Origin of the sequence: Pseudoalteromonas sp. CO109Y, assembly GCF_004208935.1 — a bacterium.
GTDB lineage: Bacteria > Pseudomonadota > Gammaproteobacteria > Enterobacterales > Alteromonadaceae > Pseudoalteromonas > Pseudoalteromonas shioyasakiensis.
On the sequence record NZ_SGPD01000019.1, the window covers coordinates 25,269 to 51,783 of the forward strand.

General features: G+C 42.8%; 23 protein-coding genes. 17 read left to right on the top strand and 6 right to left on the bottom strand.

What is annotated here, in order from left to right:
- Positions 1–6: 6 nt before the first annotated feature.
- A complete protein-coding gene (gene map, locus EXT43_RS07710; RefSeq protein WP_228290538.1) occupies positions 7–816 on the bottom strand; it encodes a type I methionyl aminopeptidase in 810 nt (269 codons plus the stop codon).
- Between the two features lie 247 nt (positions 817–1,063).
- On the opposite strand from map, the gene rpsB reads away from it, so the two are divergent.
- From rpsB to EXT43_RS07780, 14 genes are all read left to right on the top strand, one after another.
- A complete protein-coding gene (gene rpsB, locus EXT43_RS07715) occupies positions 1,064–1,792 on the top strand; it encodes a 30S ribosomal protein S2 (protein ID WP_054562046.1) in 729 nt (242 codons plus the stop codon).
- A gap of 103 nt (positions 1,793–1,895) precedes the next feature.
- On the top strand, positions 1,896–2,747 hold the full coding sequence (gene tsf / locus EXT43_RS07720) for a translation elongation factor Ts (protein ID WP_054562045.1): 852 nt from the start codon (positions 1,896–1,898) through the stop codon (positions 2,745–2,747).
- 151 nt (positions 2,748–2,898) lie between these two features.
- Positions 2,899–3,648, top strand: coding sequence for a UMP kinase (gene pyrH / locus EXT43_RS07725; protein WP_054553317.1), 750 nt, complete (start codon positions 2,899–2,901; stop codon positions 3,646–3,648).
- 14 nt (positions 3,649–3,662) lie between these two features.
- Positions 3,663–4,220, top strand: a complete 558-nt coding sequence (gene frr / locus EXT43_RS07730) for a ribosome recycling factor (RefSeq protein WP_054553121.1) — start codon at positions 3,663–3,665, stop codon at positions 4,218–4,220.
- Positions 4,221–4,324: 104 nt separating this feature from the next.
- Positions 4,325–5,104 carry an isoprenyl transferase gene (locus tag EXT43_RS07735; RefSeq protein WP_054553120.1) on the top strand — a complete coding sequence of 260 codons (780 nt, stop codon included), beginning with the start codon at positions 4,325–4,327 and terminating at the stop codon, positions 5,102–5,104.
- Positions 5,105–5,126: 22 nt separating this feature from the next.
- Positions 5,127–5,993 carry a phosphatidate cytidylyltransferase gene (locus EXT43_RS07740; protein WP_054553119.1) on the top strand — a complete coding sequence of 289 codons (867 nt, stop codon included), beginning with the start codon at positions 5,127–5,129 and terminating at the stop codon, positions 5,991–5,993.
- On the top strand, positions 5,990–7,189 hold the full coding sequence (ispC, locus tag EXT43_RS07745) for a 1-deoxy-D-xylulose-5-phosphate reductoisomerase (RefSeq protein WP_063529915.1): 1,200 nt from the start codon (positions 5,990–5,992) through the stop codon (positions 7,187–7,189). Before EXT43_RS07740 ends, ispC begins: the two co-directional genes overlap by 4 nt.
- Before the next feature lies 1 nt (position 7,190).
- Positions 7,191–8,543: a sigma E protease regulator RseP gene (gene rseP, locus EXT43_RS07750; RefSeq protein ID WP_063529916.1), complete on the top strand. Its 1,353-nt coding sequence runs from the start codon at positions 7,191–7,193 to the stop codon at positions 8,541–8,543.
- A gap of 106 nt (positions 8,544–8,649) precedes the next feature.
- Positions 8,650–11,121, top strand: a complete 2,472-nt coding sequence (gene bamA / locus EXT43_RS07755; protein WP_130166717.1) for an outer membrane protein assembly factor BamA — start codon at positions 8,650–8,652, stop codon at positions 11,119–11,121.
- Between the two features lie 12 nt (positions 11,122–11,133).
- Entirely contained in the window at positions 11,134–11,652 is a 519-nt protein-coding gene (locus EXT43_RS07760) for an OmpH family outer membrane protein (protein ID WP_054553115.1), read from the top strand.
- Positions 11,653–11,661: 9 nt separating this feature from the next.
- On the top strand, positions 11,662–12,702 hold the full coding sequence (gene lpxD, locus EXT43_RS07765; RefSeq protein WP_130166718.1) for a UDP-3-O-(3-hydroxymyristoyl)glucosamine N-acyltransferase: 1,041 nt from the start codon (positions 11,662–11,664) through the stop codon (positions 12,700–12,702).
- Positions 12,703–12,712: 10 nt separating this feature from the next.
- Positions 12,713–13,165, top strand: a complete 453-nt coding sequence (fabZ, locus tag EXT43_RS07770) for a 3-hydroxyacyl-ACP dehydratase FabZ (RefSeq protein ID WP_054562040.1) — start codon at positions 12,713–12,715, stop codon at positions 13,163–13,165.
- 2 nt (positions 13,166–13,167) lie between these two features.
- On the top strand, positions 13,168–13,938 hold the full coding sequence (gene lpxA, locus EXT43_RS07775; RefSeq protein ID WP_054553112.1) for an acyl-ACP--UDP-N-acetylglucosamine O-acyltransferase: 771 nt from the start codon (positions 13,168–13,170) through the stop codon (positions 13,936–13,938).
- A 141-nt stretch (positions 13,939–14,079) separates the two neighbouring features.
- A complete protein-coding gene (locus EXT43_RS07780) occupies positions 14,080–14,448 on the top strand; it encodes a septal ring lytic transglycosylase RlpA family protein (protein WP_130166719.1) in 369 nt (122 codons plus the stop codon).
- On the opposite strand, the gene cydC is transcribed toward EXT43_RS07780, so the two are convergent.
- The 5 genes from cydC to EXT43_RS07805 are packed head-to-tail and all read right to left on the bottom strand — an operon-like array spanning position 14,445 to position 20,835.
- Positions 14,445–16,205, bottom strand: a complete 1,761-nt coding sequence (cydC, locus tag EXT43_RS07785) for a thiol reductant ABC exporter subunit CydC (protein WP_130166720.1) — start codon at positions 16,203–16,205, stop codon at positions 14,445–14,447. The genes EXT43_RS07780 and cydC overlap by 4 nt on opposite strands.
- A complete protein-coding gene (gene cydD, locus EXT43_RS07790; RefSeq protein WP_130166721.1) occupies positions 16,198–17,958 on the bottom strand; it encodes a thiol reductant ABC exporter subunit CydD in 1,761 nt (586 codons plus the stop codon). The genes cydC and cydD overlap by 8 nt, the downstream gene beginning before the upstream one ends.
- Entirely contained in the window at positions 17,948–18,100 is a 153-nt protein-coding gene (gene cydX / locus EXT43_RS07795; RefSeq protein WP_054553108.1) for a cytochrome bd-I oxidase subunit CydX, read from the bottom strand. Before cydX ends, cydD begins: the two co-directional genes overlap by 11 nt.
- A gap of 12 nt (positions 18,101–18,112) precedes the next feature.
- Entirely contained in the window at positions 18,113–19,252 is a 1,140-nt protein-coding gene (cydB, locus tag EXT43_RS07800) for a cytochrome d ubiquinol oxidase subunit II (RefSeq protein ID WP_055021939.1), read from the bottom strand.
- The gene (locus EXT43_RS07805; RefSeq protein ID WP_058586269.1) at positions 19,249–20,835 is read right to left on the bottom strand and encodes a cytochrome ubiquinol oxidase subunit I; all 1,587 of its coding nucleotides are present in this window, start codon (positions 20,833–20,835) and stop codon (positions 19,249–19,251) included. Before EXT43_RS07805 ends, cydB begins: the two co-directional genes overlap by 4 nt.
- A 422-nt stretch (positions 20,836–21,257) precedes the next feature.
- Between EXT43_RS07805 and lpxB the strand changes: the two genes are divergently transcribed.
- Genes lpxB through dnaE form a run of 3 tightly spaced genes read left to right on the top strand, consistent with a single transcriptional unit; the run spans position 21,258 to position 26,501 of the window.
- Complete coding sequence (gene lpxB / locus EXT43_RS07810) at positions 21,258–22,415, top strand: lipid-A-disaccharide synthase (protein ID WP_130166722.1); 1,158 nt, start codon at positions 21,258–21,260, stop codon at positions 22,413–22,415.
- Entirely contained in the window at positions 22,405–23,010 is a 606-nt protein-coding gene (gene rnhB / locus EXT43_RS07815; RefSeq protein ID WP_054562034.1) for a ribonuclease HII, read from the top strand. Before lpxB ends, rnhB begins: the two co-directional genes overlap by 11 nt.
- The gene (dnaE, locus tag EXT43_RS07820; protein ID WP_130166723.1) at positions 23,010–26,501 is read left to right on the top strand and encodes a DNA polymerase III subunit alpha; all 3,492 of its coding nucleotides are present in this window, start codon (positions 23,010–23,012) and stop codon (positions 26,499–26,501) included. Before rnhB ends, dnaE begins: the two co-directional genes overlap by 1 nt.
- Positions 26,502–26,515: the final 14 nt, after the last annotated feature.

Below are 26,515 nucleotides of genomic sequence, written 5' to 3' on the forward strand. Positions count from 1 at the left end.
TGGCTCCTAGTGTTCGATGATCCTGTCAATAGTATCATCTGATCGGAGCGTTAAAATTTCAACACCATTTTCAGTCACTAACAGTGTATGTTCCCACTGTGCAGACAATGAACGGTCTTTTGTTACAACTGTCCAGTTGTCTTTAAGTAGCTTACATTGGCGTTTACCAGCATTAACCATAGGCTCGATTGTTAAGCACATACCTGCTTTTAATACTTCGCCAGTACCTGGTTTACCATAGTGCATTACTTGAGGTTCTTCGTGGAACTCAGCACCAATGCCGTGACCACAATATTCACGAACGATAGAATAGCTAAAGCTTTCTGCGTATTTTTGGATTGCAGCACCAATATCACCTAAGCGTACGCCTGGTTTAACCATTTTAATTGCAAGGTATAGGCTTTCTTGTGTGATATCAGCAAGACGCTTGCCTTGAATGTTAGGCGTACCAACGTGGAACATCTTAGATGTATCACCGTGATAGCCATCTTTGATCACAGTCACGTCGATATTTACGCTATCGCCTTCTTTAAGTGGTTTGTCATTTGGAATACCGTGACAAATTACATGGTTCACTGAGGTGCAAATTGATTTTGGGAAACCGTGATAATTAAGCGGTGCTGGAATAGCATCTTGAACATTAACAATATAATCATGACAAATTGTATTTAGTTCATCTGTGGTTACACCTGGCACCACATGCGGTTCTATCATTTCTAGTACCTCGGCGGCTAAGCGCCCGGCAACACGCATTTTTTCGATTTCTTCAGGGGTCTTGATCACAGCACTCATTGAGGCTCCAAAGTTGTTTTTCAGGTCAGTTTTTAGTGCACAAATTTTGCACTAGACGTTGAGTTTTCAATTTTAATATGGTATAAAGCGCGCCGTCTTTTTACAAATAAATTCTTAACTGATTTTTTGTATTTAAGGCAAACACAATTTTATTTTAACACACACACGTATCGTCACATACACTTGGGTGCACTTAAGTTACAAATTAACTGCGGTGTTGGTGCTATGGGATATGTGGAGGCCTAACCCTAAATTATAGAGGATTATACAAATGGCAAACGTTTCAATGCGCGATATGCTTCAAGCTGGTGTTCACTTTGGTCACCAGGCACGTTACTGGAACCCTAAGATGAAGCCTTTCATCTTCGGCGCTCGTAACCGTGTTCATATCATCAACCTAGAGCAAACTGTACCAATGTTCAACGAAGCACTTAAGTTCTTATCGAACGCAGCTTCTAACAAAGGTAAAGTACTTTTCGTTGGTACTAAGCGCGCAGCAAGCGAAGCAGTTAAAGAAGCAGCGATCCAAAGCGAGCAGTTCTACGTAAACCACCGTTGGTTAGGTGGTATGTTGACTAACTGGAAAACAGTTCGTCAATCAATCAAGCGTCTTAAAGACCTTGAAGCGCAAAGCCAAGACGGTACTTTCGAGAAATTAACTAAGAAAGAAGCGTTAATGCTTACTCGTGAAATGGAAAAGCTTGAAAAGAGCCTTGGTGGTATCAAAGACATGGGCGGTCTTCCAGACGCGCTTTTCGTTATCGATGCAGACCACGAGCACATCGCTATCCGTGAAGCTAACAACCTAGGTATCCCAGTTGTTGCTATCGTTGATACTAACTCTAACCCAGACGGTGTTGATTACATCGTACCTGGTAACGACGATGCGATCCGTGCTATCCAACTTTACACTGGCGCTGTATCAGCTGCGATCACTGAAGGTCGTGAGAACAACATCGTTGCTCAAGCTGAGAAAGACGACTTCGTAGAAGCTGAGTAATTAGCTGTCATCAAGTCTTCATCTAATTAAGATGAAGACTTGTTATTCTTGTTAAGCGGCCTATACCGCTTCCCTATAACAGAATTCAATTGAGGATATTCTAATGGCTGTAACTGCTGCCCTAGTTAAAGAATTACGCGAGCGTACTGGCGCTGGCATGATGGATTGTAAAAAAGCGTTAACTGAAACTAACGGTGACATCGAGTTAGCGATCGAAAACATGCGTAAGAGCGGTGCTGCAAAGGCTGCTAAAAAAGCAGGTAACATCGCTGCTGAAGGTACAATCTTAATCAAAGAAGGTAACGGTTTCGCTGCACTTCTTGAAGTTAACTGTCAAACTGACTTCGTTGCTAAAGACGCTAACTTCCTTGGTTTCGCTAACCAAGTTCTTGACGCTGCTGCAGAAACTAAAGCAGACATCGAAGCACTTAAAGCACAATTCGAAGAAACTCGTGTTGCTCTAGTTGCTAAAATCGGTGAAAACATCAACGTTCGTCGCGTTGAGTACATCGACGGTGACAAGCTTTCTTCTTACCGCCACGGCGACCGTATCGGTGTTGTTGTAGTTGGTGAAGCTGACGAAGAAACACTTAAGCAAGTTGCTATGCACGTAGCTGCGTCTAAGCCTGAGTTCGTAAACCCAGAAGACGTACCAGCTGACGTTGTTGAAAAAGAAAAAGCAGTTCAAATCGATATCGCGATGAACGAAGGCAAGCCTGCTGAAATCGCTGAGAAAATGGTTATCGGTCGTATGAAGAAATTTACTGGTGAGATCTCTCTTACTGGTCAAGCTTTCATCATGGAACCTAAAAAATCAGTTGGCGAAATTCTTAAAGAGAAAGGCGCAACTGTTTCTAACTTCATCCGTTTAGAAGTTGGTGAAGGTATCGAGCGTAAAGAAGAAGACTTCGCTGCTGAAGTAGCTGCTCAAATCGCTGCTGCAAAAGGCGAGTAATTTTCTAACTTAGTGACGTAGGGCAATAAGATGAAATTAATCTGCTATTAGCTTTTGCGTCACTGATGAAAATTCTTTAAAATAACCGCGTTTTATGTGTAACCATAGCGCGGTTATTTTTTATCTCATTACTAAGGCTGGCCCAAATATTATGACTATCAATCGTAAACCTATTTTTAGACGTGTTCTTCTTAAACTTAGCGGTGAAGCATTAATGGGAGACGAAGGCTTCGGCATCGACCCAAAAGTACTTGACCGTATGGCTCAAGAAATTAAAGAACTTGTAGAGCTCGACGTAGAAGTAGGTTTAGTTATCGGTGGCGGTAACTTCTTGCGTGGTGGTTCATTAGCAGAAGCGGGTATGAACCGCGTAGTTGGCGACCACATGGGTATGCTTGCGACTGTAATGAATGGCTTAGCAATGCGTGATGCACTGCACCGTGCATTTGTAAATTGTCGTTTAATGTCTGCTATCCCACTGAACGGTGTGTGTGATGCTTACAACTGGGCAGAAGCTATCAGCCTATTAAAATCTGGCCGCGTTGTAATTTTCTCAGCGGGTACAGGTAACCCATTCTTCACGACTGACTCAGCAGCGTGTTTACGTGGTATTGAAATTGAAGCAGATACTGTAATCAAAGCGACTAAAGTGGATGGTGTTTACTCTGATGACCCAGTGAAAAACCCAGACGCTACACTATATCGCCACTTAAGCTACAATGAAATCATTGATAAAGAGCTTAAGGTTATGGATTTAGCTGCATTTACGCTGGCGCGTGACCACAACATGCCATTAAGCGTATTTAACATGAATAAATCAGGCGCGCTTAAGCGTGTAATTATGGGCGAAGATGAAGGAACGCTTATCTCTTCACAAGCCTCAGATGAAACTAGCAAATAGATTAGGATTGAACCGTGATTAACGATATCAAAAAAGATGCGTCAGAACGTATGCAAAAAAGTGTTGCGGCACTAGGCAGTCAATTATCTAAAATTCGCACAGGCCGTGCGCACCCAGCATTACTTGACGGTATTCAAGTGTCTTACTACGGTGCAGACACGCCATTAAACCAAGTTGCCAACGTAACAATTGAAGACTCTCGTACACTTGCAATTAGCGTGTTCGATAAGTCACTAGCGCAAGCAGTAGAAAAAGCGATCATGGCTTCAGATTTAGGTTTAAACCCAATGTCTGCAGGTACTGTTATTCGTGTTCCACTTCCTCCACTTACAGAAGAGCGTCGTAAAGACCTTATCAAAATCGTACGTGGCGAAGTTGAAAGCGGTCGTGTTGCTGTACGTAACATCCGTCGTGATGCAAATGGCGACATTAAGAGCTTATTGAAAGAAAAAGATATTTCTGAAGATGAAGCACGTCAAGCAGAAGACGAGATCCAAAAGCTTACTGATAAGTTCATCAAAGAGATGGACGCACAACTAGCTGCAAAAGAAGCTGAGTTAATGGAAATCTAATCGCTGCTGTTTATCTTTCAGACACTGATTCTGTAAGTAAACAGGCGTAACTAAATTTATTAGTTTTGAAACGCCGTCTAGGGTATACTAGACGGCGTTTTTTTATGGAATACTCGATATTTATGGTTCTTAACGCTGATAAAATTTCCCAGCAAAGTTTGCCTAAGCATGTCGCTATAATCATGGATGGCAACGGACGTTGGGCACAAGCGAAAAATCGCCCACGTGTTTATGGGCACAAAAAGGGCGTTGATGCGGTTCGTCAATCAGTGCAATTTTGTACTCGCTTAGGTATACAGTCGTTAACACTATTCGCATTTAGTAGCGAAAATTGGCGACGTCCAGAAGACGAAGTAAATACGCTCATGGAGCTATTTTTATTTGTACTGGGCAAAGAAGTTAAAAAACTTCATAAAAATAATGTAAAGCTAAACATAATTGGTGATTTATCACGCTTTTCAGAAGGTTTGCGCAATAAAGTTGATGCAGCCCATGAATTAACTCGTAATAATACGGGTCTACAGTTAAACGTGGCAGCTAATTATGGTGGACGTTGGGATATTACTAACGCCGCAACAACGCTTGCGAAAAAAGTCGCAGCCGGTGAAATGGCCGCAGAAGATATTACTGAAGAGCTAATGGCTGAACAAATGAGTATGGCCGACCAAGGTGAGCTTGATTTAATGATCCGCACCGGTGGAGATTTACGCATCAGTAACTTCCTTTTATGGCAAGCCGCTTATGCTGAGCTTTACTTTACCGATACGCTTTGGCCAGACTTCAATGAAGCTGCATTTGCTGACGCTATCGCATGTTACGTTGCCAGAGAGCGACGATTTGGTTGTACAGGCGAACAAATAAAACAATTACTCGCCGAGACCTAATTACTAGTTGAAGGTACACACATTGCTAAAACAACGAATTTTAACCTCGCTCGTGTTGGCACCACTTGCACTTATTTTGGTTTTTTATACCCCATTAACACTATTTAGTTATATCGCCGCCGGTATTGTTTTGCTCGGTGCGTGGGAATGGTCTGCATTTATGGGCCTATGCGATAAAGTTAAACGCTTTGGATTTGTTGCAGCAACGGCTGCATTTTTGGCATTACTTAACTGGCATTGGCCCATTGAATCACTTTGGCAAAATGGTCAATTAGTGGGTGATGCAAACTACCTATTTACCTTGTCATTTGCATGGTGGATTGTGGCAACTTATTTAGTTTGGCGCTACCCAGCTATGGCAAAGGCTTGGAATGAAGGCATTGTAATGCGTGCCATTGCAGGCTTTTTAACGCTAGTGCCACTTTGGCTTGCACTAAATACACTACGTAGCGCAGGTTATGGCGAATCTACTCACTTTGGTTCAATGTTAATTTTAGTTGTACTTGGTATTGTGTGGAGCGCAGATATTGGTGCTTACTTTACCGGTAAAAACTTAGGTAAACGTAAACTAATGCCAAAGGTAAGTCCTAATAAAACGATTGAAGGTTTATTAGGTGGTGTAGTGGCTTCGGTTGTTTTTGTTTTAGCATTTTGCCATTTCACTAATGTTGATATGAGTGTTTGGCCAATCTATGCCGTGATGACTGCATTTATCGCGTTATTCTCAGCGGTAGGCGATTTACTCGAAAGTATGTTTAAACGTGAAGTTGGCTTGAAAGACAGCGGTTCATGTTTACCAGGTCATGGCGGTATTTTAGATCGTATCGATAGCTTAACCGCAGCTGCGCCAATTTTTGTACTTTGCTACGCATGGACACTGAGTTTATGAGCAAAGTAGAGCAACTTGTCGTACTGGGCGCAACTGGTTCAATCGGTTTAAGCACCTTAGATGTTGTTTCTAGAAACCCGGAGCGCTTTGCGGTTTTTGCATTAGCGGCAGGTAAAAATGCCGAGCAAATGGCTGAGTTGTGTATCGCACATCAGCCTAAGTTTGCTGTTATGGCTGATCAACAAGCCGCTAGTGCGCTATCGAATTTACTTGCAAATAGCTCGTGTAATACACAGGTGCTAGCAGGTGTTGAGGCGATGTGTGAGCTTGCTGCACATACAGATGTTGATGCAGTGATGTCGGCGATAGTAGGTGCAGCGGGTCTACTGCCGACTTTAAGTGCAGTTGAAGCTGGCAAAAAAGTGTTGCTAGCAAATAAAGAGTCGTTAGTTATGTCGGGTCAGTTGTTTATTGATAAAGTAAAACAACATGGCGCCACTTTACTGCCTATCGATAGCGAACATAATGCGATTTTCCAATGTATGCCAGCATCATTACAGAATGCATCAGGCCTACTTGCTGATAATGGTGTAAGCAAAATCTTGCTTACAGGTTCTGGCGGTCCTTTCTTAAAGCGTGATTTAGCGACATTACCATCAGTGACTGTTGCTGAGGCAGTGGCACATCCAAACTGGTCAATGGGACAAAAGATTTCTGTTGATTCAGCGACTATGATGAATAAAGGCCTAGAGTTTATAGAAGCCAAGTGGCTGTTTAACTGCTGTGCCAGTGATATTGAAGTGGTGATCCACCCACAAAGTATTATTCACTCTATGGTGCAATATCAAGATGGCTCAGTGCTTGCGCAAATGGGTAATCCAGATATGCGCACACCAATTGCTCATGCTTTAGCTTTTCCTGAGCGTGTCGATGCGGGTGTCAAACCGCTCGATTTTTCACAAATGGCAGATTTTACTTTCACTAAACCAGATTATGCTCGTTACCCTAATTTAAAACTTGCCATTGATGCGTGTGAAATGGGGCAAGGTGCAACCACCACAGTAAATGCGGCGAATGAAATAGCGGTTGCAGCATTTCTAAATGGTCAAATCGGCTTTACAGATATTTATCGAATTAACGCTGAAACGCTCAATGCAACACAAAACATCAACGTGCAAACTCTCGACGAGATTTTAGCTTGTGACCAAGCTGCACGTGTAAAAGCGACTGAGTTTGTAAAAAGAGGCATCAACTAGCATGTTTGATTTTTTCTGGAATCTTGGCTCATTTATTCTTGCTCTGGGTATTTTAGTGACTGTGCATGAATATGGTCATTTCTGGGTTGCGCGAAAAGCCGGCGTGAAAGTGCTGCGTTTTTCAATTGGCTTTGGTAAGCCATTAGTCAAGTGGTACGACAAACAGCAAACCGAATATGTGATTGCAGCAATCCCACTAGGTGGTTATGTCAAAATGCTTGATGAGCGTGTTGATGAAGTCCCGCCAGAGCAGCGACATTTATCATTTAATGCTAAATCAGTAAAAGCACGTATTGCGATTGTGGCTGCTGGTCCGATGGCAAACTTTTTATTCGCTATTTTTGCCCTTGCTGTAATGTACATGGTCGGTGTTCAGTCATTGAAACCTGTGGTGGGTGAGGTGTCTCAAGGCAGCCGTGCCGCAGCTGCTAATATTGAGCCAAACCAGCAAATTATTAAAATTGGTGAAGACGATATCAATACTTGGCAAGATGCAACATTCTCGCTCATGAGCCGCTTAGGTGAGCAAAGTGTTGTGGTAACGCTTCGCGATCAGAATTATCAAAAGCATGTGCGTACTCTTAACTTAGATGGTTGGAAATTAGATCAACAAGACGTACCACCATTAACCTCGATAGGCATTGTGCCATTTCGTCCTAAAGCACTTTTAGAAGTGGCGATGATCAGCAAAGGCTCAGCGGCAGAAGCTGCAGGCTTACAGGTTAACGACAAAATTCTTGCTGTAAATGGTGAAAATATCAGCAGTTGGACCCAGTTAGTTTCACTAATTCAGCAATCACCTAACAAATCCTTACAATTTAGTGTACAAAGGCAAGATAGTATAAAAGAGCTGTCAGTGACGCCGCAAAGCAGAACCAATGATGCGGGGGTTGCTCAGGGCTTTTTAGGTGTGTCTCCGGTGGTTGAACCATGGCCAGAAAACTATATTGAAACTAGACATTATGGCCCTGTCGATAGTATTGTGCTGGGCATACAAGAAACATGGCGTTTAATTACCCTTAGTTTTGACATGATTGGTAATTTAATTACCGGTCAGGTGTCGGTTAAAAATTTAAGTGGCCCGGTGGGCATTGCAGTTGGCGCGGGAACTAGCGTAAGCTATGGCTTGGTTGCATTTTTAAGCTTTTTAGCATTAATTAGTGTAAACCTTGGCGTATTTAACTTATTACCGCTGCCAGTGCTAGATGGTGGGCACTTAATGTATTACATAATTGAACTTTTTCGCAAAAAGCCGGTCTCTGAAAAGACGCAAGAATTTGGTTTTAAAGTGGGGGCCTTGCTGCTTCTGTTTTTAACATGTTTCGCTTTGTTCAATGATGTATCGCGTTTATAACAAGTAAGCGAAAAATTCCAATTTGAACACGATTGTAAAACACCGCAAAAGTTAAATTTATAAGGTGTTGAGCGGTAATACAGTTGTAAAGGATAAAGATAACAAAATGGCTATAAAAAAACATTTGGCAGTTTCAAGTTTATTAGGTGCTAGCTTTGCAGCCCTAGGCCAAAACTCCTTTATTGTAGATGATTTAAAAGTTGAAGGTTTACAGCGTGTTGCACTGGGTGCAGCGTTAACGCATATTCCGATCAACGTGGGCGATAATATTGATGAGTACACAATTTCTAGAACCATAAAGGCTCTCTATCGTTCAGGTCACTTTGACAATATTAAAGCATTACGTGATGGCAACAGTGTTATCTTCCGAGTGACTGAACGCCCAACGATCAGCATGATCGAATTTGATGGCAATAAAGACATCAAAGATGAGCAACTTAATGAGTCGCTAGACCAGCAAGATATCCGTACTGGTGAGCCGCTTGATAAAACGGTTCTTGATAACATTGAAAAAGGCTTAGTTGAATTCTTCCACAGTATTGGTAAATACAATGCAAAAGTGGATGTAAGCATTACTAAGTTACCGCGTAACCGTGTAAAACTTTTATTCAAATTTGATGAAGGTGACGCAGCGTCAATTCGTCAAATCAACTTGGTTGGTAACGAGCTTTTCTCAGATGAAGAGCTACTTAAATTAGCCGAGTCTCAACAAGATTTGCCTTGGTGGCAGTTCATGTCGAGTGACCGCTACCAAAAGCAAACTATCGAAGGCGATTTAGAGAAAATTCGTAGTTACTACTTAGACCGTGGTTACCTACGTTTTAATATCGATTCGACACAAGTATCAGTTAGCCCTGAGCGTGATTCTGTTTATGTAACAGCAAATATCACCGAAGGTGTTAAATATAAAGTGAAAGGTTTTGACTTTATTGGTGACTTGTTAGGCCGTGAAGAGCTTATTAAGAGTGTTATCCCGCTAAAAACTGGCGAGCTTTATAACGGCTCTGTGGTGACATCATCAGAAGAGTTTATCAAAAGCTACTTAGCACGTTTTGGTTATGCCAATGCTGAAGTACGTACCATCCCTGAGATTGATGACGAAAACAAAGAAGTTCAATTAACGCTTTCTGTTAATCCGGGCAAACGTGTTTATGTTCGTCGTATCATTGTGGGCGGTAACCAAAATACTTCTGATGAAGTGGTTCGTCGTGAAATGACACAGCTTGAAGGTGCATGGTTATCAAACCAAAGCCTTGAGCGCTCTAAACTGCAAATCCAGCGTTTACCTTACATGGAAAGCGTTGATTTTAATGTTGTACCAGTACCAGGCGTAGATGACCAAGTTGATGTAGATTTTACTGTGAAAGAACAATCTGCGGGCAGCTTTAACGCAGGCCTTGCTTATGGTTCATACTTGGGTCTGCAATTTAACATTGGTGTGAGTGAATCAAACTTCTTAGGTACCGGTAACCAAATTGGTTTTAACATCAATACTTCACGTGGTTCTGAGCGTATTAGTGTGTCTTATACTGACCCTTACTTTACGCCAGATGGTGTATCGCAAGGTAGTAGCATCTTCTACAGTAACTATGATGCAAGTAAATTCAGCCTAATCGACTATAAATCGAAGAGTTATGGTATTGGTACAAACATTGGTTTCCCAATCGATGCAGTAAACCGTATTAACTTTGGTGTTCGTTGGGTGCAAGAAGAGCTGTCTGATATTGCAGAATATGAGCAAACACGTGTTATTCGTGAAACATTCTTAGACCCTGAAAATCCAGACGCAGGCTTTGACTTTACTAAGTACGAGTTAAGTGCAGGTTGGTCACGTGTAACTGTTAACCGTGGTTTATTCCCAACAGCAGGTTCGCGCCAATCTCTTAACTTAACTGCGACAACGCCAAACTCTGATTTACAGTACTTTAAACTAAATTATGACTCGCGTTTCTACTGGCCAATCAGTAATGACCACCGCTGGGTGTTCTCAACGCGTGCGGCACTTGGTTACGGTAATGGTTACGGTACAACCAATGGTTATGACCAAACACTGCCGTTCCAAGAGTTCTTCAGAATTACTGAAATGGAACTACGTGGCTTTGACCGTAATACGATCTTACCACGTGCTGTATCACGTGTTCCGCAAAGCATTCCTGGTACACCATTACCTGATGGTACAACAACAGGTAGCATTGGTGGTGCATCAGAGTTTGACCAACTTTACACAGCAGGCCGAATTGGTGGTAACGCCAAAGCGGTAGCAGGGATGGAGCTTATTGTTCCAACACCTTTCTTAGATGAAGAAAACACCAGCTCTGTACGTACTAGCTTCTTCGTAGATGCTGCAAACGTATGGGATACAGAGTTTAATATTGACCGTTATCAAAACCTTTCAACAGACGAGCGTGCAAAATTGGATGACTATGCAGATCCGATGCGCTTTAGGGTTTCAACCGGTCTTTCTCTACAATGGATCTCTCCGATGGGTCCAATGCTGATCAGTTTTGCGTATCCATTGCAAAAAGAAGAAGATGACGATACGAAGACCATCAGCTTTAACATTAGTAATACATTCTAAAGGAGTTTTTTCGTGAATAAATCAATTAAATCAACAGCTTTTGCACTACTTGCTACTTTATCTATGGGTCTATCTACTAACGCATTCGCGCACAAAGTAGGTATCGTTGATATGCAAGAAATCTACAAGCAAATCCCACAAATGGCGAAAGTAGAGCAAACTTTAGAAGCTGAATTCTCAGAGCGTCGTCAAGAACTAGAAAAACTTCAAGGTGATATCCGTTTTGAAGCTGAAAAGTTCAAGCGTGAAGCAACAACGATGAGCGATAAGCAAAAAGAAGAATTACGTACTAAGATTCAAGGTATGCAGCAGCAACTTGCTGAAAAAGGTCGTCCTTTAGAGCAAGAAATCAAAATGCGTCAAAACCAAGAACTAGCTAAAGTTCAAAAGCTAATCTTAGATGCAATCGAAGAAGTAGCGAAAGCTGGCAAATTCGATGAAGTTAAAGTTAAAGAAACAACGATTTATGTTAACCCTAAAACTGTCGATGACTTATCAAGCAAAGTTGTTGAAAAAGTAAGTAAGCAATAGAAATCATATATGCAAAACTACACGCTTTCGCAGATAGCGGATCTTCTGGGCGCTGACCTTCAAGGTGACGGCGCCACAGAGATTAAAAAAATATCTACACTTGCAAATGCCCAACATGGGCATATTGCATTTTTAGCGAACAAGAAATATCGCTCGCAATTAGAAGATACTCAAGCAAGTGCGGTGATTTTATCACCAGCAGATGCTGAGTACTTTTCGGGTAATAAGCTCATTGTTGCTAATCCTTATGTTTGTTACGCCAAACTTGCTCAGCTAATGGATACCACACCGCGCTCAGCAGTGACGGGTATTCACCCAAGTGCAGTCATTCACGATTCAGCCTCTATTGGCGATAATGTCGCGATCGCCGCCAATGTGGTGATCGAAGCGGGCGCTGTAATTGCAAACAATGTGCAGATTGGCCCAGGCTGTTTTATTGGTGAGCACGCAAAAATTGGCCAAGGCACTAAGCTTTGGGCAAATGTAAGCGTTTACCATGAAGTAGAGATTGGCAGCGACTGTTTATTCCAAGCGAATACGGTAGTGGGCAGTGATGGTTTTGGTTACGCTAACGAGCGTGGCGAATGGGTGAAAATACCGCAACTTGGCCGAGTAATCATCGGTGATAAGGTTGAGGTAGGCGCGTCTACTACGATTGACCGTGGTGCGCTAGACGATACTATCATCCATAGTAATGTAATTATCGATAATCAATGTCAAATAGCGCATAATGTCGAGATCGGTTCGGGTACAGCGGTTGCTGGTTGTACGGTATTTGCTGGCAGCACAGTGATCGGTAGGAATTGTCAGATTGGCGGTATGGTTGCAATTAATGGTCACATTAGTGTATGCGATGGTGCTATAATCACCGGCATGAGTATGGTGACTAAGGCAATCACAGAACCTGGAATTTATTCTTCAGGCTTGCCACATCTAACCAACAAAGAATGGCGACGTAGTATTGCCCATATCCGTAACCTTGGCGATATGAAAGACCGCATTAAAGCACTTGAGTCACTGACTAAGTCACTCAATATTGAAGACAAATAAGGATGCTATTTTGGCAAATGAATTAAATAGTCTTGATATCCAGGATATCTTGAGTTTACTTCCGCATCGTTACCCGATGCTACTTGTTGACCGTGTACTTGATTACACGCCAGGCGAGTCGTTACATGCTATTAAAAATGTAACAGTGAACGAACCTATTTTTACGGGTCATTTTCCTAATCAACCTATCTTTCCAGGTGTGTTGATTTTAGAAGCAATGGCTCAAGCAACTGGCTTACTTGGTTTTAAGACAGTTGAAAATCGTAGCGATAACGAACTATATTTATTCGCAGCGATCGACAATGCGCGATTCAAACAGCCGGTATTACCTGGCGATACTATGCATTTGCATGTAGAGTTTGTAAAAGAGCGCCGCAATATATGGAAATTTGCAGCAGAAGCAAAAGTTGACGGCAAAGTAGTGTGTACTGCCGAAATCATGTGTGCGAGAAGAGAGTTTTAATAGTGATCCATCCTACGGCGATAATCGAACCAGGTGCAAAACTTGGAAATAACGTATCAGTTGGCCCTTACAGCTATATCGGTAACGATGTAACTATTGGTGATAACTGTATCATCGAATCTCATGTGGTTGTAAAAGGCCCATCGACGATTGGTTCTGGTAACCATATTTTCCAATTTGCTTCGGTCGGTGAAGCTTGCCAAGACAAAAAGTACGCGAATGAGCCAACGACTCTGATCATTGGTGACAACAACGTGATCCGTGAGTGTGCGACAATTCACCGTGGTACGATTCAAGACCAAGGTGTAACTAAAATTGGTAGCAACAACTTATTTATGGCTTACACACACGTTGCACATGATGCAGTAGTGGGCGATAACGTTATTTTTGCTAACAATGCCTCTGTTGCTGGCCACGTACACGTAGGTGATTGGGTGATCCTTGCAGGTAACTCAGGTGTTCACCAGTTCTGTAAAATTGGTTCACATGCCTTTGTTGGTATGTACTCAGGCGTTAATAAAGATGTGCCGCCATTTGTAACTACAATTGGTACACCGGCTGGCCCTGTAGCAATCAATACTGAAGGCATGAAACGCCGTGGCTTTGAAAGCGATGAAATCATGGCAACACGCCGTGCATATAAAACGCTTTATCGTAAGAGCTTAGGTGTTGAAGAAGCAATCGCTGAGCTAAGTGAAGATGCTGCGAAGTACCCAGCTGTTCAGCTGATGATAGACTTTGTGAAAAGCTCTGAGCGCGGAATTATTCGCTAATCATAAGCGAACTTCTATAAAAGCCACCTTAAGGTGGCTTTTTTGTTTTTATACTCATTCGCTTAATTAGGTAAGTTGTTATAGTTCAGGTTTTGCTAAGTCAGTGCTTGCTATCTTCATGGCAAAAAAGGATCTAGTAATATGAATAATCTCATCATTTTTGCATTGTTAAGCTTAATTATAAGTGGTTGTAGTAGTGCGCCTTCGGTATCTAAAGGAGCAATAGAAAAAGGCAAAGCCAGTTATTACGCTGATAAATATCATGGCCGAACGACAGCAAGTGGTGAGGTGTTTAATCAACAGGCATTGAGCGCGGCTCATCAAACGCTTGGTTTTGGCAGCAGAGTAAAAGTTACTAATATTGCTAACAATAAAAGTGTGATTGTTACCATTAATGACCGCGGCCCATTTATCCGCGGTCGTATTATCGACTTATCAAAAAAGGCGTTTTCACAAATTGCCTCAGTCAAGCAAGGTGTGATTGACGTCACCGTTGAGCAGCTCGATTAAAAACGGGTAATAAGCTCTACGTAGTCGGCTTCATTAGCCATTAATTCAGCATGACTTGCAAGGGCTCTTACTTGTCCTTGCTCTAACCAAATAACCTTATCTACACGGCTTAGCATTGCTGGGTCGTGGGTAATGGTCAGCATGGTTTTATCTGCCCATATTTTCTCAAGTGTAGTCAGCAAGTTTTGCTTAGTGTGATTATCTAGGCTCTCTGTTGGTTCATCAAGAATGATTAAATTACCTTGCCTTAATAGAGCTTGGGCAATGGCAATACGACGTGACTGACCATGAGAAAGCTTTCTGCCTGCTGTTCCTAAGCGGGTATTAAGGCCGGTTTTTAAGTTCTTAAGCCAAGAGCCAAGTTCAGCGTGTTCACAGGCCTCAATAAGCATTTCATCTGTCGCATCAAAAGCTGCATAGCGAAGATTTTCACGTAGCGTGCTATCAAAAATATGATGCTGCTGGGCAACTATCGTTAGCTGCTTAAAGCGTGTTGCAGTGCTCAAGCTTTCAAGTTCAAAGTTATCTTGCTTGGTGGTGAGCTTTAATGAGCCTGATTGCAGCGGCCAAAGGCCCGTGAGTAAGTTAACTAGAGTGGTTTTGCCACTGCCACTGGCACCGACTAGAGCAACTTTACTGCCGGGTGTAATCGCAAAATTGATATTGCTAAGGGCTTTACTTTTTGCCCCCAAGTATTGGTAATTGACCTCGCTTAGCTCAAGACCAAGCCCTGATTTGTCAGCTAATTGGTTTGCTAGCTGATCATCTAAGTTGTTTGGCTTTTCGGCTAAGCTGTTGTGTTTATCTTCAAGATCAAACAGTCGCTTTGCGGCACTTAAAGTAAGTGGCAATTCAATAAATGCCGTAGGTAGGGTGAGCACGGTTTCAAAGCTTGCTAATACAAATAACGCGAGCATCGCCAGTTCAACGTTTTTCATAGTCCCCATTGCAACCAGTGGAATTATCATAAATACACTGGCCAGCATGGTGAGTTGGATCACCAAAGTGCTTAAACCATTACTGTTTGCCACGGCTTTGTGGCGATTATAGAGCTGGTTGTTGTATTGTTTACTGAGTGAGTCACAATGCGCTAATTGCGCCGCCTGTGCTTGATAGACAGCAAGCTCTCTGGCACCTGATAGTGTATCGGCAAGTTCAGCTCTTAACTCGGCTGAAAGTTGGGTTTCGGTATCCGCTTGTTGGTGAAGCTTATGGCTCAACAATGCGGGAAGCAGCACGCCAATAATCATCAGTGAAGTAAAGCAAACTAATGCAATCTCAGCGTTATACATGGCCATGAAGGCCATTACTATAGGAATGCTGATCAAGGCGACAATAATCGGCAGCAGCACATTGAGGTAGAATTTATCCAGCGCATCTACATCATTCTGTAGCCGGTTAAATAAATCGCTACTACGACTCATTGCTAAGTCAACATTGTTCAGTTGGCTCAGAGTCTTGAACATGTTTACGCGAATTTCGCTCAGCAATAAAAAGGTAGCATTATGAGTTATCATCCGCTCACCGTAACGAGACGCTGTGCGCACGATAGCTAAAAAGCGGATCACTCCAGCTGGGGTAAAGTAATTCATCTGCACACCCGCAATGCCCGCCGCTGCCATAGCTGCTAAAAACCACCCAGATATAGCGAGCAAGCCCACATTAGCGAGTACCGTTAAGCTTGCTAAAAAAGCCCCTAAAAGCAACATGCCAGTATGAGGTTTGCACAGTTTTAATAGACGTATAAAGTTATGCATGGGCGTCACCTTGACTCACCAATTTAGCAAATAGGCCTGCTTGCTCAGTCAGTTGCTGGTACTGACCAGATTCAACAATGTGACCTTGTTGCATAACGTAAATATTATCGGCGTGTTTAACCGTATTCAGTCGGTGAGCAATAACTAGCACTAAGTGATCTTTTGCATACTCTCGGATCGCTTGATTGATTAAATGCTCTGTTTGGCTGTCTAAGTGAGCGGTAGGCTCATCTAACATCAGCACCGGGGCATTCTTCAAAAATGCACGGGCAAGGGCTATGCGCTGCTTTTGCCCTCCAGAGAGGCCTTCTCCTTGTTCACCGAGCAAGGTGTTAAAGCCATCAGGTAAGGCTGTAATAAATTCAAGTGCACCTGCTTTACTCGCTGCTTCATCGAGTTCTGCTTGGCTTGCATCAGGTTTAGCTAAACGCAGGTTCTCTGCAACGGTCCGATAAAATAACGTGGCTTGCTGTGGGATCCACGCCAGCTGTGCTTGCCAATCAGCCAATGCAGTATCACTAAGTGGTTGCCCGTTAATGCTAATGGCACTATTGGCCTGATGATGAAAACCCAATAGGCAATCAAACAAGGTACTTTTACCCGAGCCACTTTCACCCACAAAGGCAATTAAGCCTGTGCTTGGCAGGGTTAAGTTGATATCAGTTACCCCTTCGTTTGTTTCAGGGTAGTGAAAGGTAAGTGCTTTCAGCTGTATATCTTTTATCGGTAACTCAAGTTTAGATGTACCCAAATGTTCATCAGCGTCGCTTTGATTGATTATGTCGACCATATCAGCAGCGGCACTGATCCCTTCAAGTTTTGCATGATAGTGAGTGCCCATTTGTCGAAGTGGTAAGTAAAACTCAGGGGCCAGTAGCAACACTACAAATCCAGTAGCAAAATCGAGCGTACCAAAAAACAATCTAAAGCCAATGATCACGGCAACAAGTGCCACACTAATGGTGGCTAAAAACTCAAGGGCGAAAGACGATAAAAAGGCGACTTTCAATACACCCATAGTAGCACCGCGGTAATCATCAGAAATCTGACTGATGCTATTTAGCTCACGCTTGGTTGCATTAAAGAGCTTGAGTTGAGTCAGTCCTTGTAATCGGTCAAAAAAGTAATTACCAAGTACCGCGAGTTGTTGCCAACGTTCTTGGTTTAACTGCTCCGCTTTATGGCCCACTAAAATCATAAAAAAGGGGATAAGCGGGGCTGTTAAAAGGAATATGAGGCCAGCTTTGTAATCGGTTGGAAAAATCACCACCAATATCGCTAATGGAATAAGCGCACTGTAAGCCACACTCGGAATGTAGTTGGCGTAATATTGATGCAGTGCTTCCACCCCATTATGTAAGGTGTTAAGTGTTGCGCCGTGCCCTTTTTGTTCACTGTAGGCCGGCCCAAGTTTGCTTAGCTTTTCTAGCAGTGTATTACGCATCACGTTTTTTATTTTTAATGCGGCGAGGTTACTTACGCGTTCACTTAGCGTAACCAACAAAGCACGAACTAAAATTAGCCCTGCCAGCGGCCATAATAATGGGCTTACGGCTTGCAAGTTTGCTTGTTCAAACATGACTTGATGAGTCGCGTTTGCAAGAAGATAACAAGAGGCAATCATTAATAGGGCGTTGAGTGTGCCCAGACTAATGCTTAATTTAAGAAGCCCTGAAGCGGACTGGCTATACTGCTTTAAAAAAGCGCGCAGCGTTTGCTGCTGCGCGCGATTTGGTCGGGGTTTAGTTGTCATCGGTGTTTTTGAGTCTCGCGTACAGCTCTAGCTCATCATCAGCAATCGAATCTTTATGTTGGTGAAATTCGTACCACATTACGTTGATCACCCCAAGTGTACAGGCTAATAGAACACCTAAAATCCAGGCAAAATACCACATATTTAAATCTCCTTAATAGCTACCGTGAGTGTTGTTTTCAATTTCACTAATCGTTACTTTGCGCCACATCTTCACATAACACCATGTTGTGTAGATAAGAATAAGTGGTACAAAAATAACCGCAGCGATAAACATCACGTTAAGTGTCATATGGCTCGAAACCGCATCCCACATAGTTAAACTAATATTTGGGTTGTTGCTCGAAGGCATCACAAACGGGAACATTGACATACCCGCTGTTAAAATCACGCCTGCAAGCATTAAGCTTGACGCAGCCAATGCCATTGCTGGTTTTTGTAATTTAGATAATACAATTGCCAGTGCCGCCATCACGAATGCAAGGGCAGGGAACAGCATGGTTAATGGCATTTTTGTATAGTTATCAAGCCATGCACCCGGTGCCTGCGTTACTGTTTTAGCAAGCGGGTTTGCAAAGCCTTGGGTATCGCCCATGCTAACGATTTTATAACCGTCAATTTGCGATACCCACACACCTGCTAGGGCAAACAGCACAATAAACGCCATCAGTGCATATTGACCATATTGTGCTGAGCGTTTAGCAACCTCAGCATCAGTACGAAGTTGTAACCACATACCTGCGTGACCAACCAGCATTAGTACACTCACTAGGCCAACAACAATGGCAAATGGGTTTAATAACGCAAAGAATGAACCTTGATAACTAACACGCAATAGGTCGTCGATATGATAAGGCACACCCAGTAATAAGTTACCAAATGCCACACCGAATACTAAAGCGGGAATAAAGCTGCCAGCAAATAGGCCCCAATCCCAGTTGTTTCGCCAGCGCGGTGAATCTATTTTTGAGCGATAATCAAAACCAAGCGGTCTGAAAAATAACGCAAATAACACCAGCATCATAGCAAAGTAAAAACCAGAGAAAGCGGCCGCGTATACCATAGGCCAAGCTGCAAACAGTGCACCCCCAGCGGTGATGAACCAAACTTGGTTACCATCCCAGTGAGCGCCAATGGTGTTAATAACTGTACGGCGTTCAACATCGGTTTTACCAACTAGGCGAAGCAAAATTGCCACACCCATGTCCATACCATCGGTCACTGCAAAGCCAATCAGTAAGACACCAATTAACAGCCACCAGATTAGTTTTAGTGTTTCGTAATCAAAAATCATGACTGAGCTCCTTGGCTTGCAAGTGAATCCGCTTTAGCAAGTTCATGGTGATATTTACCGGTATGAAGTGAGCTTGGGCCTTGTTTAATAAAGCGCAGCATCAGCCAGCCTTCTACAGCAGCAAGACCTGTATAGAAAACTAAGAAACCAGTAATACTAATCAATAAGTCGTTCACCGTGAGTGACGAGGTTGCCAAGAAGGTCGGTAATATTTCCGAAATTGCCCACGGTTGGCGGCCGTACTCCGCAACAATCCAACCAAACTCAATGGCAATCCAAGGCAGAGGAATACTCCATACCGCAGCCCATAATAACCAGCGCTTTTGCTCAATAATGCGGTGTGCGTTGTAATAAAACGCGAGAACAAATACACCAAGCATGATCACGCCACAGCCAACCATGATTCTAAATGACCAGAACATAGGGCCGACTTGAGGGATTGAGTCTTTCACTGCTTTTTGAATGTGCTCTTCAGTTGCATCTACCACGTTAGGGGTGTAGCGCTTAAGTAGCAAGCCATAGCCAAGGTCGTCTTTTAAGGTATCGAACTTTGCAATGTTTTCTGGGGTGTCTTCACCACCGCGAAGCTTTTCTAAGTATTCGTATGCAATCATACCGTTACGAATACGTTCTTCGTGCTGCTTTTCAAGATCTTTAATACCCGTTACTTGCTCGTCAATAGAGCGAGTAGCAATGATGCCAAGTGCATAAGGGATTTTTACAGCGGCATGGGTGACTTGTTCTTCTGAGTCAGGAATACCAACCAAAGTAAATGCGGCAGGGGCTTCTTCGGTATGCCACTCAGCTTCTATGGTTGCGAGTTTGACTTTTTGCACTTCGCCAACTTCGTATCCAGATTCATCACCAAGTAAAATAACACAAAGAATAGACGCTAAACCAAACCCTGAAGCAACCGAGAACGAACGCTTAGCAAAAGCAAGGTCGCGACCTTTTAAGATGTACCAGCTACTAATACCAAGTACAAACATAGATGCTGCAACATAACCTGCTGATACGGTATGAATAAACTTAACTTGTGCAACAGGGTTAAATACCAATTCAGCAAAGCTAGTCATTTCCATGCGCATGGTTTGGTAGTTAAATTCAGCACCGACTGGGTTTTGCATCCAACCATTTGCTACTAAAATCCATAACGCAGATAAGTTAGTCCCTAATGCCATTAAGAAGGTAGCACCTAGATGCTGACGTTTACTCAAACGCTCCCAGCCTAAAAAGAACATACCGACAAAGGTTGATTCTAAGAAGAAAGCCATTAAGCCTTCAATCGCTAGCGGTGCGCCAAATATATCGCCCACATAGTGAGAGTAATAAGACCAGTTGGTACCAAACTCAAACTCCATGGTTAGACCTGTCGCCACACCAATCGCAAAGTTAATACCAAACAACTTACCCCAGAACTTAGTCATATCACGATAAATTTCGCGACCTGTCATCACGTAAACGGATTCCATGATCACTAAAATCCACGTCATACCTAAAGTAAGGGGAACAAATAGGAAGTGAAATAGGGCAGTGATTGCAAATTGCAATCGCGATAGATCCACAAATGTTTCATCTATCATTGTTTAGCTCCTTGTTAGCGGGTGCGGTAGACACGACAAATATTGATTACAAAGTTTCAGTAATTATTGAAACTTCGTGAATATTAAACCTGTATTCATTTTAGTCAATAGGAAAATACGAAATAAAGATGAATAAGTCCTGCTCACCTTTTCTACAGATTAGAGATAAAGCTCTAAAGTTTCAAATATTTAATCGTTATAAAAAGCCGTTTTGCTATGGCTTATTTTATTCTTTTTTAAGCTCTTTTTAGATAGTGGCCAGTAAACCTGCAGGCTACCCGCGCAAATAGATGCTCAACCAATGAGCAAGTAGGCAGGCTAATTTCGATTTCTAGTATTTATTAACTCTGTGACATTTATCCGACTGCTAAAACACGGTAAACTCGTTTTTATTAGTGCCAAAAGTTGCGAATTATCAACGAATGAAAGAACAAACAAAGCCGTTACGTATTGCCTTGGTGGCAGGTGAGTTATCAGGTGATATTTTAGGTGAAGGGCTAGTAAAAGCACTTAAACGCCGTTTTCCGGATGCCATATTTGAAGGGATTGCAGGCCCGCGTATGCAAGCGGCTGGCTGTAAAACATTATTCGATATGGACGAATTATCTGTAATGGGCCTAGTTGAAGTACTTGGCCGATTACCGCGCCTACTAAAAATACGCAAACAATTGGTGCAGCATTTTATCGACAACCCACCAGATGTATTTATTGGTATTGATGCCCCTGACTTTAACTTACGTGTCGAAAAACCGTTAAAAGAGGCGGGTATTAAAACAGTACAATATGTTAGCCCGTCAGTGTGGGCGTGGCGCGAAAAACGTATTCATAAAATCAGTGCCGCCACTAATTTAGTGCTTGCATTATTACCGTTCGAAAAAGCCTTTTACGATAAGCACGATGTACCTTGTACCTTTGTGGGTCATACTCTGGCTGATGATATTGCCCTTGAGCACGACCAAACCGAGGCTCGTAACCAACTAGGTTTAGCACAAACTGATAAAGTACTTGCGTTACTACCAGGTAGTCGTGGTTCTGAAGTAGGGCTTTTAAGCGAAACCTACATTGAAACAGCGGCTAAACTTCAAGCGCAAAACCCTGACCTTAAAATTGTGGTGCCGTTAGTCAATGAAAAACGAAAAGCACAGTTTTGTGAAATTTTAGAAAAAACAGCCCCTGATCTAAAACTGCAATTATTGGATGGTCAGTCAAATCTTGCAATGCAAGCCGCTGATGCCATTTTACTTGCCTCAGGAACCGCAACGCTTGAAGGTATGTTGTACAAAAAGCCGATGGTTGTGGGTTATAAAATTAAGCCACTGAGTTACTGGATTTTCAAAACCTTATTCACTTTTAACATTAAATATTTCTCGTTGCCTAATTTATTAGCCGATGAAGAACTCGTTCCAGAATACTTACAAACTGAATGTAATGTTGAAAACCTATCAGCAGCGTTAACACCTATGTTGAATACCGATAACAGCGAACTTAAAGCGCGCTTTTTAGCCATACATAAAGACATTAGATTAAATGCCAATGAACAAGCTGCAGCAGCAGTCGCGGAGTTACTAAATGCAAATTGAACGACCGAATGTTAATTATATTGCTGGTGTAGATGAAGTTGGCCGTGGTCCATTAGTGGGTGATGTTGTTACCGCAGCGGTAATACTTGACCCAAATAAGCCTATTGCAGGGTTAGCAGATTCTAAAAAGTTATCAGACAAAAAACGTCAATTATTAGCGGCAGAAATAAAAGAAAAAGCCCTGTGCTATGCTATTGGTCGTTGTAGTCCAAGCGAGATTGATGAGTTAAATATTTTGCATGCCACCATGCTCGCGATGAGCCGCGCGGTTGAAGGCTTAAGCGTAAAGCCTGAGTTTGTCTTTATTGATGGTAACCGTGTGCCTAGCCAATTAACTGTGCCAGCACAGGCGGTAGTAAAAGGCGATAGCCTAGTTGAAGAGATTTCGGCGGCATCTATTCTAGCGAAAGTTGCTCGTGACGAAGAAATGATTGAGCTTGATAAGCGTTACCCTGATTATGGTTTTGCAGGCCATAAAGGCTATCCAACTAAGGCACACTTTGCAGCACTTGAACAATACGGTGCTATTGCAGAGCATCGTAAAAGCTTTAAACCTGTTCAGCGCATTTTGGCGTTAAAAGGAGAGCAACTGTAATGCCTGCGCCACAATTTGTTCACTTACGTGTTCACTCAGATTTCTCAATGGTGGATGGCCTAGCTAAAACTAAGCCAATTGTCGCTAAAGCAGAAGAGCTGCAAATGCCTGCGTTGGCTATCACCGATCAGATGAACTTATGTGGTTTGGTGCGTTTTTATGGCGCTGCCCATGGCGCTGGTATTAAGCCTATTGTCGGCGCAGACTTTTGGTTAAGAAGCCCTGAATTTGAAGATGAACCTAGCCGAATTACCATCTTAGCGAAAGATAACGAGGGTTATAAGAACCTTACTTTATTGATCTCTAAAGCGTACCAGCGTGGACATTTATTTCATCGCCCGGTGGTTGACCGTGAATGGCTGGTGGAGCACAAAAATGGCCTAATTTTATTATCTGGCGCTAAAGATGGCGACTTAGGTAAAGCCCTATTAAAAGGTAACCCTGGGCTTATTGAATCGGTTGTTAGTTTTTATAAGCAACATTTTAGCGATCATTATTACATTGAGCTTATTCGTACGGAACGTGCGTTAGAAGAAGACTATTTACACCTAGCTGTTGAGCTTGCTACAAAAGAGCAGTTACCTGTAGTGGCAACTAACGAAGTGGTGTTTTTAAAACCAGAAAACTTTGAAGCCCATGAAATCCGCGTGGCAATCCATGACGGTTACACCTTAGAAGATAAACGTAGACCAAAACGTTTTTCTGAGCAGCAATATCTTAAAACAGCAGAGCAAATGGCTGAGCTATTTAGCGATATTCCTGAAGCGCTAGAAAACACTGTTGAAATTGCTAAGCGTTGTAATGTGACCGTGCAGCTCGGGACTTACTTCTTACCAGATTACCCAACCGGTTCGCTAAAAATTGAAGACTTCTTGGTTAAGGTCTCTGAAGATGGCCTTGAAGAGCGTTTACAATTTTTATTCCCAGATGAGCAAGAGCGTAAAGAGAAACGTGGCGAGTATGATGAGCGTCTGAAAATAGAGCTCGACGTAATCAACCAAATGGGTTTCCCAGGTTATTTCTTGATCGTAATGGAGTTCATTCAGTGGAGTAAAGATAACAATATTCCGGTAGGTCCAGGGCGTGGCTCTGGTGCTGGTTCATTGGTTGCTTATGCACTGAAGATCACCGACCTCGATCCACTCGAATTTGACTTACTATTCGAACGTTTCTTGAACCCAGAACGTATCTCAATGCCCGATTTCGACGTCGATTTCTGTATGGATAGGCGTGATGAGGTAATTGATCACGTAGCGGCGCTTTATGGCCGTGACGCGGTATCTCAGATCATTACCTTTGGTACCATGGCTGCAAAAGCGGTTATCCGTGACGTAGGCCGTGTACTTGGTCACCCTTACGGCTTTGTTGATCGTATTTCTAAACTAGTACCGGGCGATCCGGGCATGACCTTGGCTAAAGCGTTTGATGTTGAGCCTCGTTTACAAGAAGCCTACGACGGTGATGAAGAGGTCAAAGAGCTTATTGATATGTGTCGCATCCTTGAAGGCTGTACACGTAACGCAGGTAAACACGCTGGTGGTGTTGTAATATCACCAACCACTATTACTGACTTTGCTGCTCTTTATTGTGATGATGAGGGTAAATTCCCGGTAACGCAATTTGATAAAAACGACGTTGAGACGGCGGGTTTAGTTAAGTTTGACTTCCTAGGTCTAAGAACACTTACCATCTTGCAATGGGCAATTGATATGACTAACGAGCGCTTAGCCCGAGAGGGTAAAGAGCCGGTTGATATCAACGCTATTCCACTTGATGATAAGCCAAGTATTGAGTTACTGCTACGCGCCGAAACCACCGCGGTATTCCAGTTAGAATCCCGTGGTATGAAAGACCTTATTCGTCGTCTAAAGCCCGACTGCTTCGAAGATATGATCGCACTGGTAGCGCTATTCCGCCCCGGTCCATTGCAATCAGGCATGGTAGATAACTTTATCGACCGTAAGCATGGTCGCGAAGAGTTATCTTATCCAGATGTGCAGTGGCAACACGATAGCTTGATACCCATTCTAGAACCGACTTACGGTATCATTCTTTATCAAGAACAGGTAATGCAGATTGCGCAGGTACTGGCTGGTTATACGCTAGGTGGCGCTGACATGCTGCGTCGTGCGATGGGTAAGAAAAAGCCAGAGGAGATGGCAAAGCAACGTTCAACCTTCGAAGAAGGAGCTGTTAATAACGGAGTTGACGGCGAACTTGCAATGAAAATCTTCGACTTGGTAGAGAAATTCGCAGGTTATGGTTTTAACAAATCTCACTCAGCTGCTTATGCCTTAGTATCGTACCAAACGTTGTGGATGAAAACCCACTACCCAGCAGAGTTTATGGCTGCGGTAATGTCGGCGGATATGGATAACACTGATAAAATTGTTACCTTGGTAGATGAATGTGAAAACATGAAACTGACCTTGTTACCGCCGGATGTAAATGCCGGTGAGTACAAGTTTACGGTTAATCTACAAGGTGAGATTGTTTACGGTATAGGTGCCATTAAAGGGGTTGGTGAGGCGCCTGTTGAAGCTATTCTAGAAGCCCGTAGCGAAGGTGGCCCGTTTAAAGACTTATTTGATTTTTGTGCCCGTGTTGACTTAAAGCGTTTAAACAAGCGAGTTGTTGAAAAGCTCATTTATGCCGGAGCGCTCGATCAACTTGGTCCAGATAAAACACAGCCTGGCCGTGCAACCTTATTAGCAAGTTTAAAAGATGCCATGCGAGCGGCCGATCAGCATCATAAGGCTGAGTCATTAGGGCAGGCAGATTTATTTGGATTACTTGCCACAGAGCCAGATGAAGTTGAACAAGCATTTATCAAAGCCACAGATTTAACCGACAATGAGTGGCTAGATGGTGAGAAAGAAACTTTAGGGCTGTATTTAACTGGCCACCCAATTAATCAGTATCGTAAAGAGTTAAAGCATTATACATCAGGAAGGCTGGTTGATTTACAACCCACTAACCGCGATGTGCAGTCAACGGCTGCAGGCTTAGTGATTTCTGCCCGTACCTTAATAAACAAAAAGGGAAATCGATGGGGTCTTGTAACTTTAGATGACAAGAGTGCCCGTATTGATGTACGCTTATTCCCAGAACAGTTTGAAATGTACCAAGATTTGCTGCAAGTAAACAATATCTTGGTAATATCTGGACAGGTCAGCTTTGATAACTTCTCTGGTGGCATTACAATGACCGCTAGAGACATATGCACCATCGCTGAGGCGCGAGAAAAACGTATAAAAGCGATTAAAATGACCTTGAATATGGTGCAGATCGAGGCGAACTTCTTCGATAATTTACAAAAAGTACTGGAACCTTATAAGTTTGGTACTTGTCCTATTAAAGTATTCTATCAACGTCCGGATGCGTTGGCTGAGATTACCTTAGGAACCGAATGGTGTGTTACGCCGAGTGATGACTTAATTCATAAGTTATCGCTGATGGCGGCGCAAGATGTAGAACTAGAATTTAATTAATTAGGTAGTTTAGA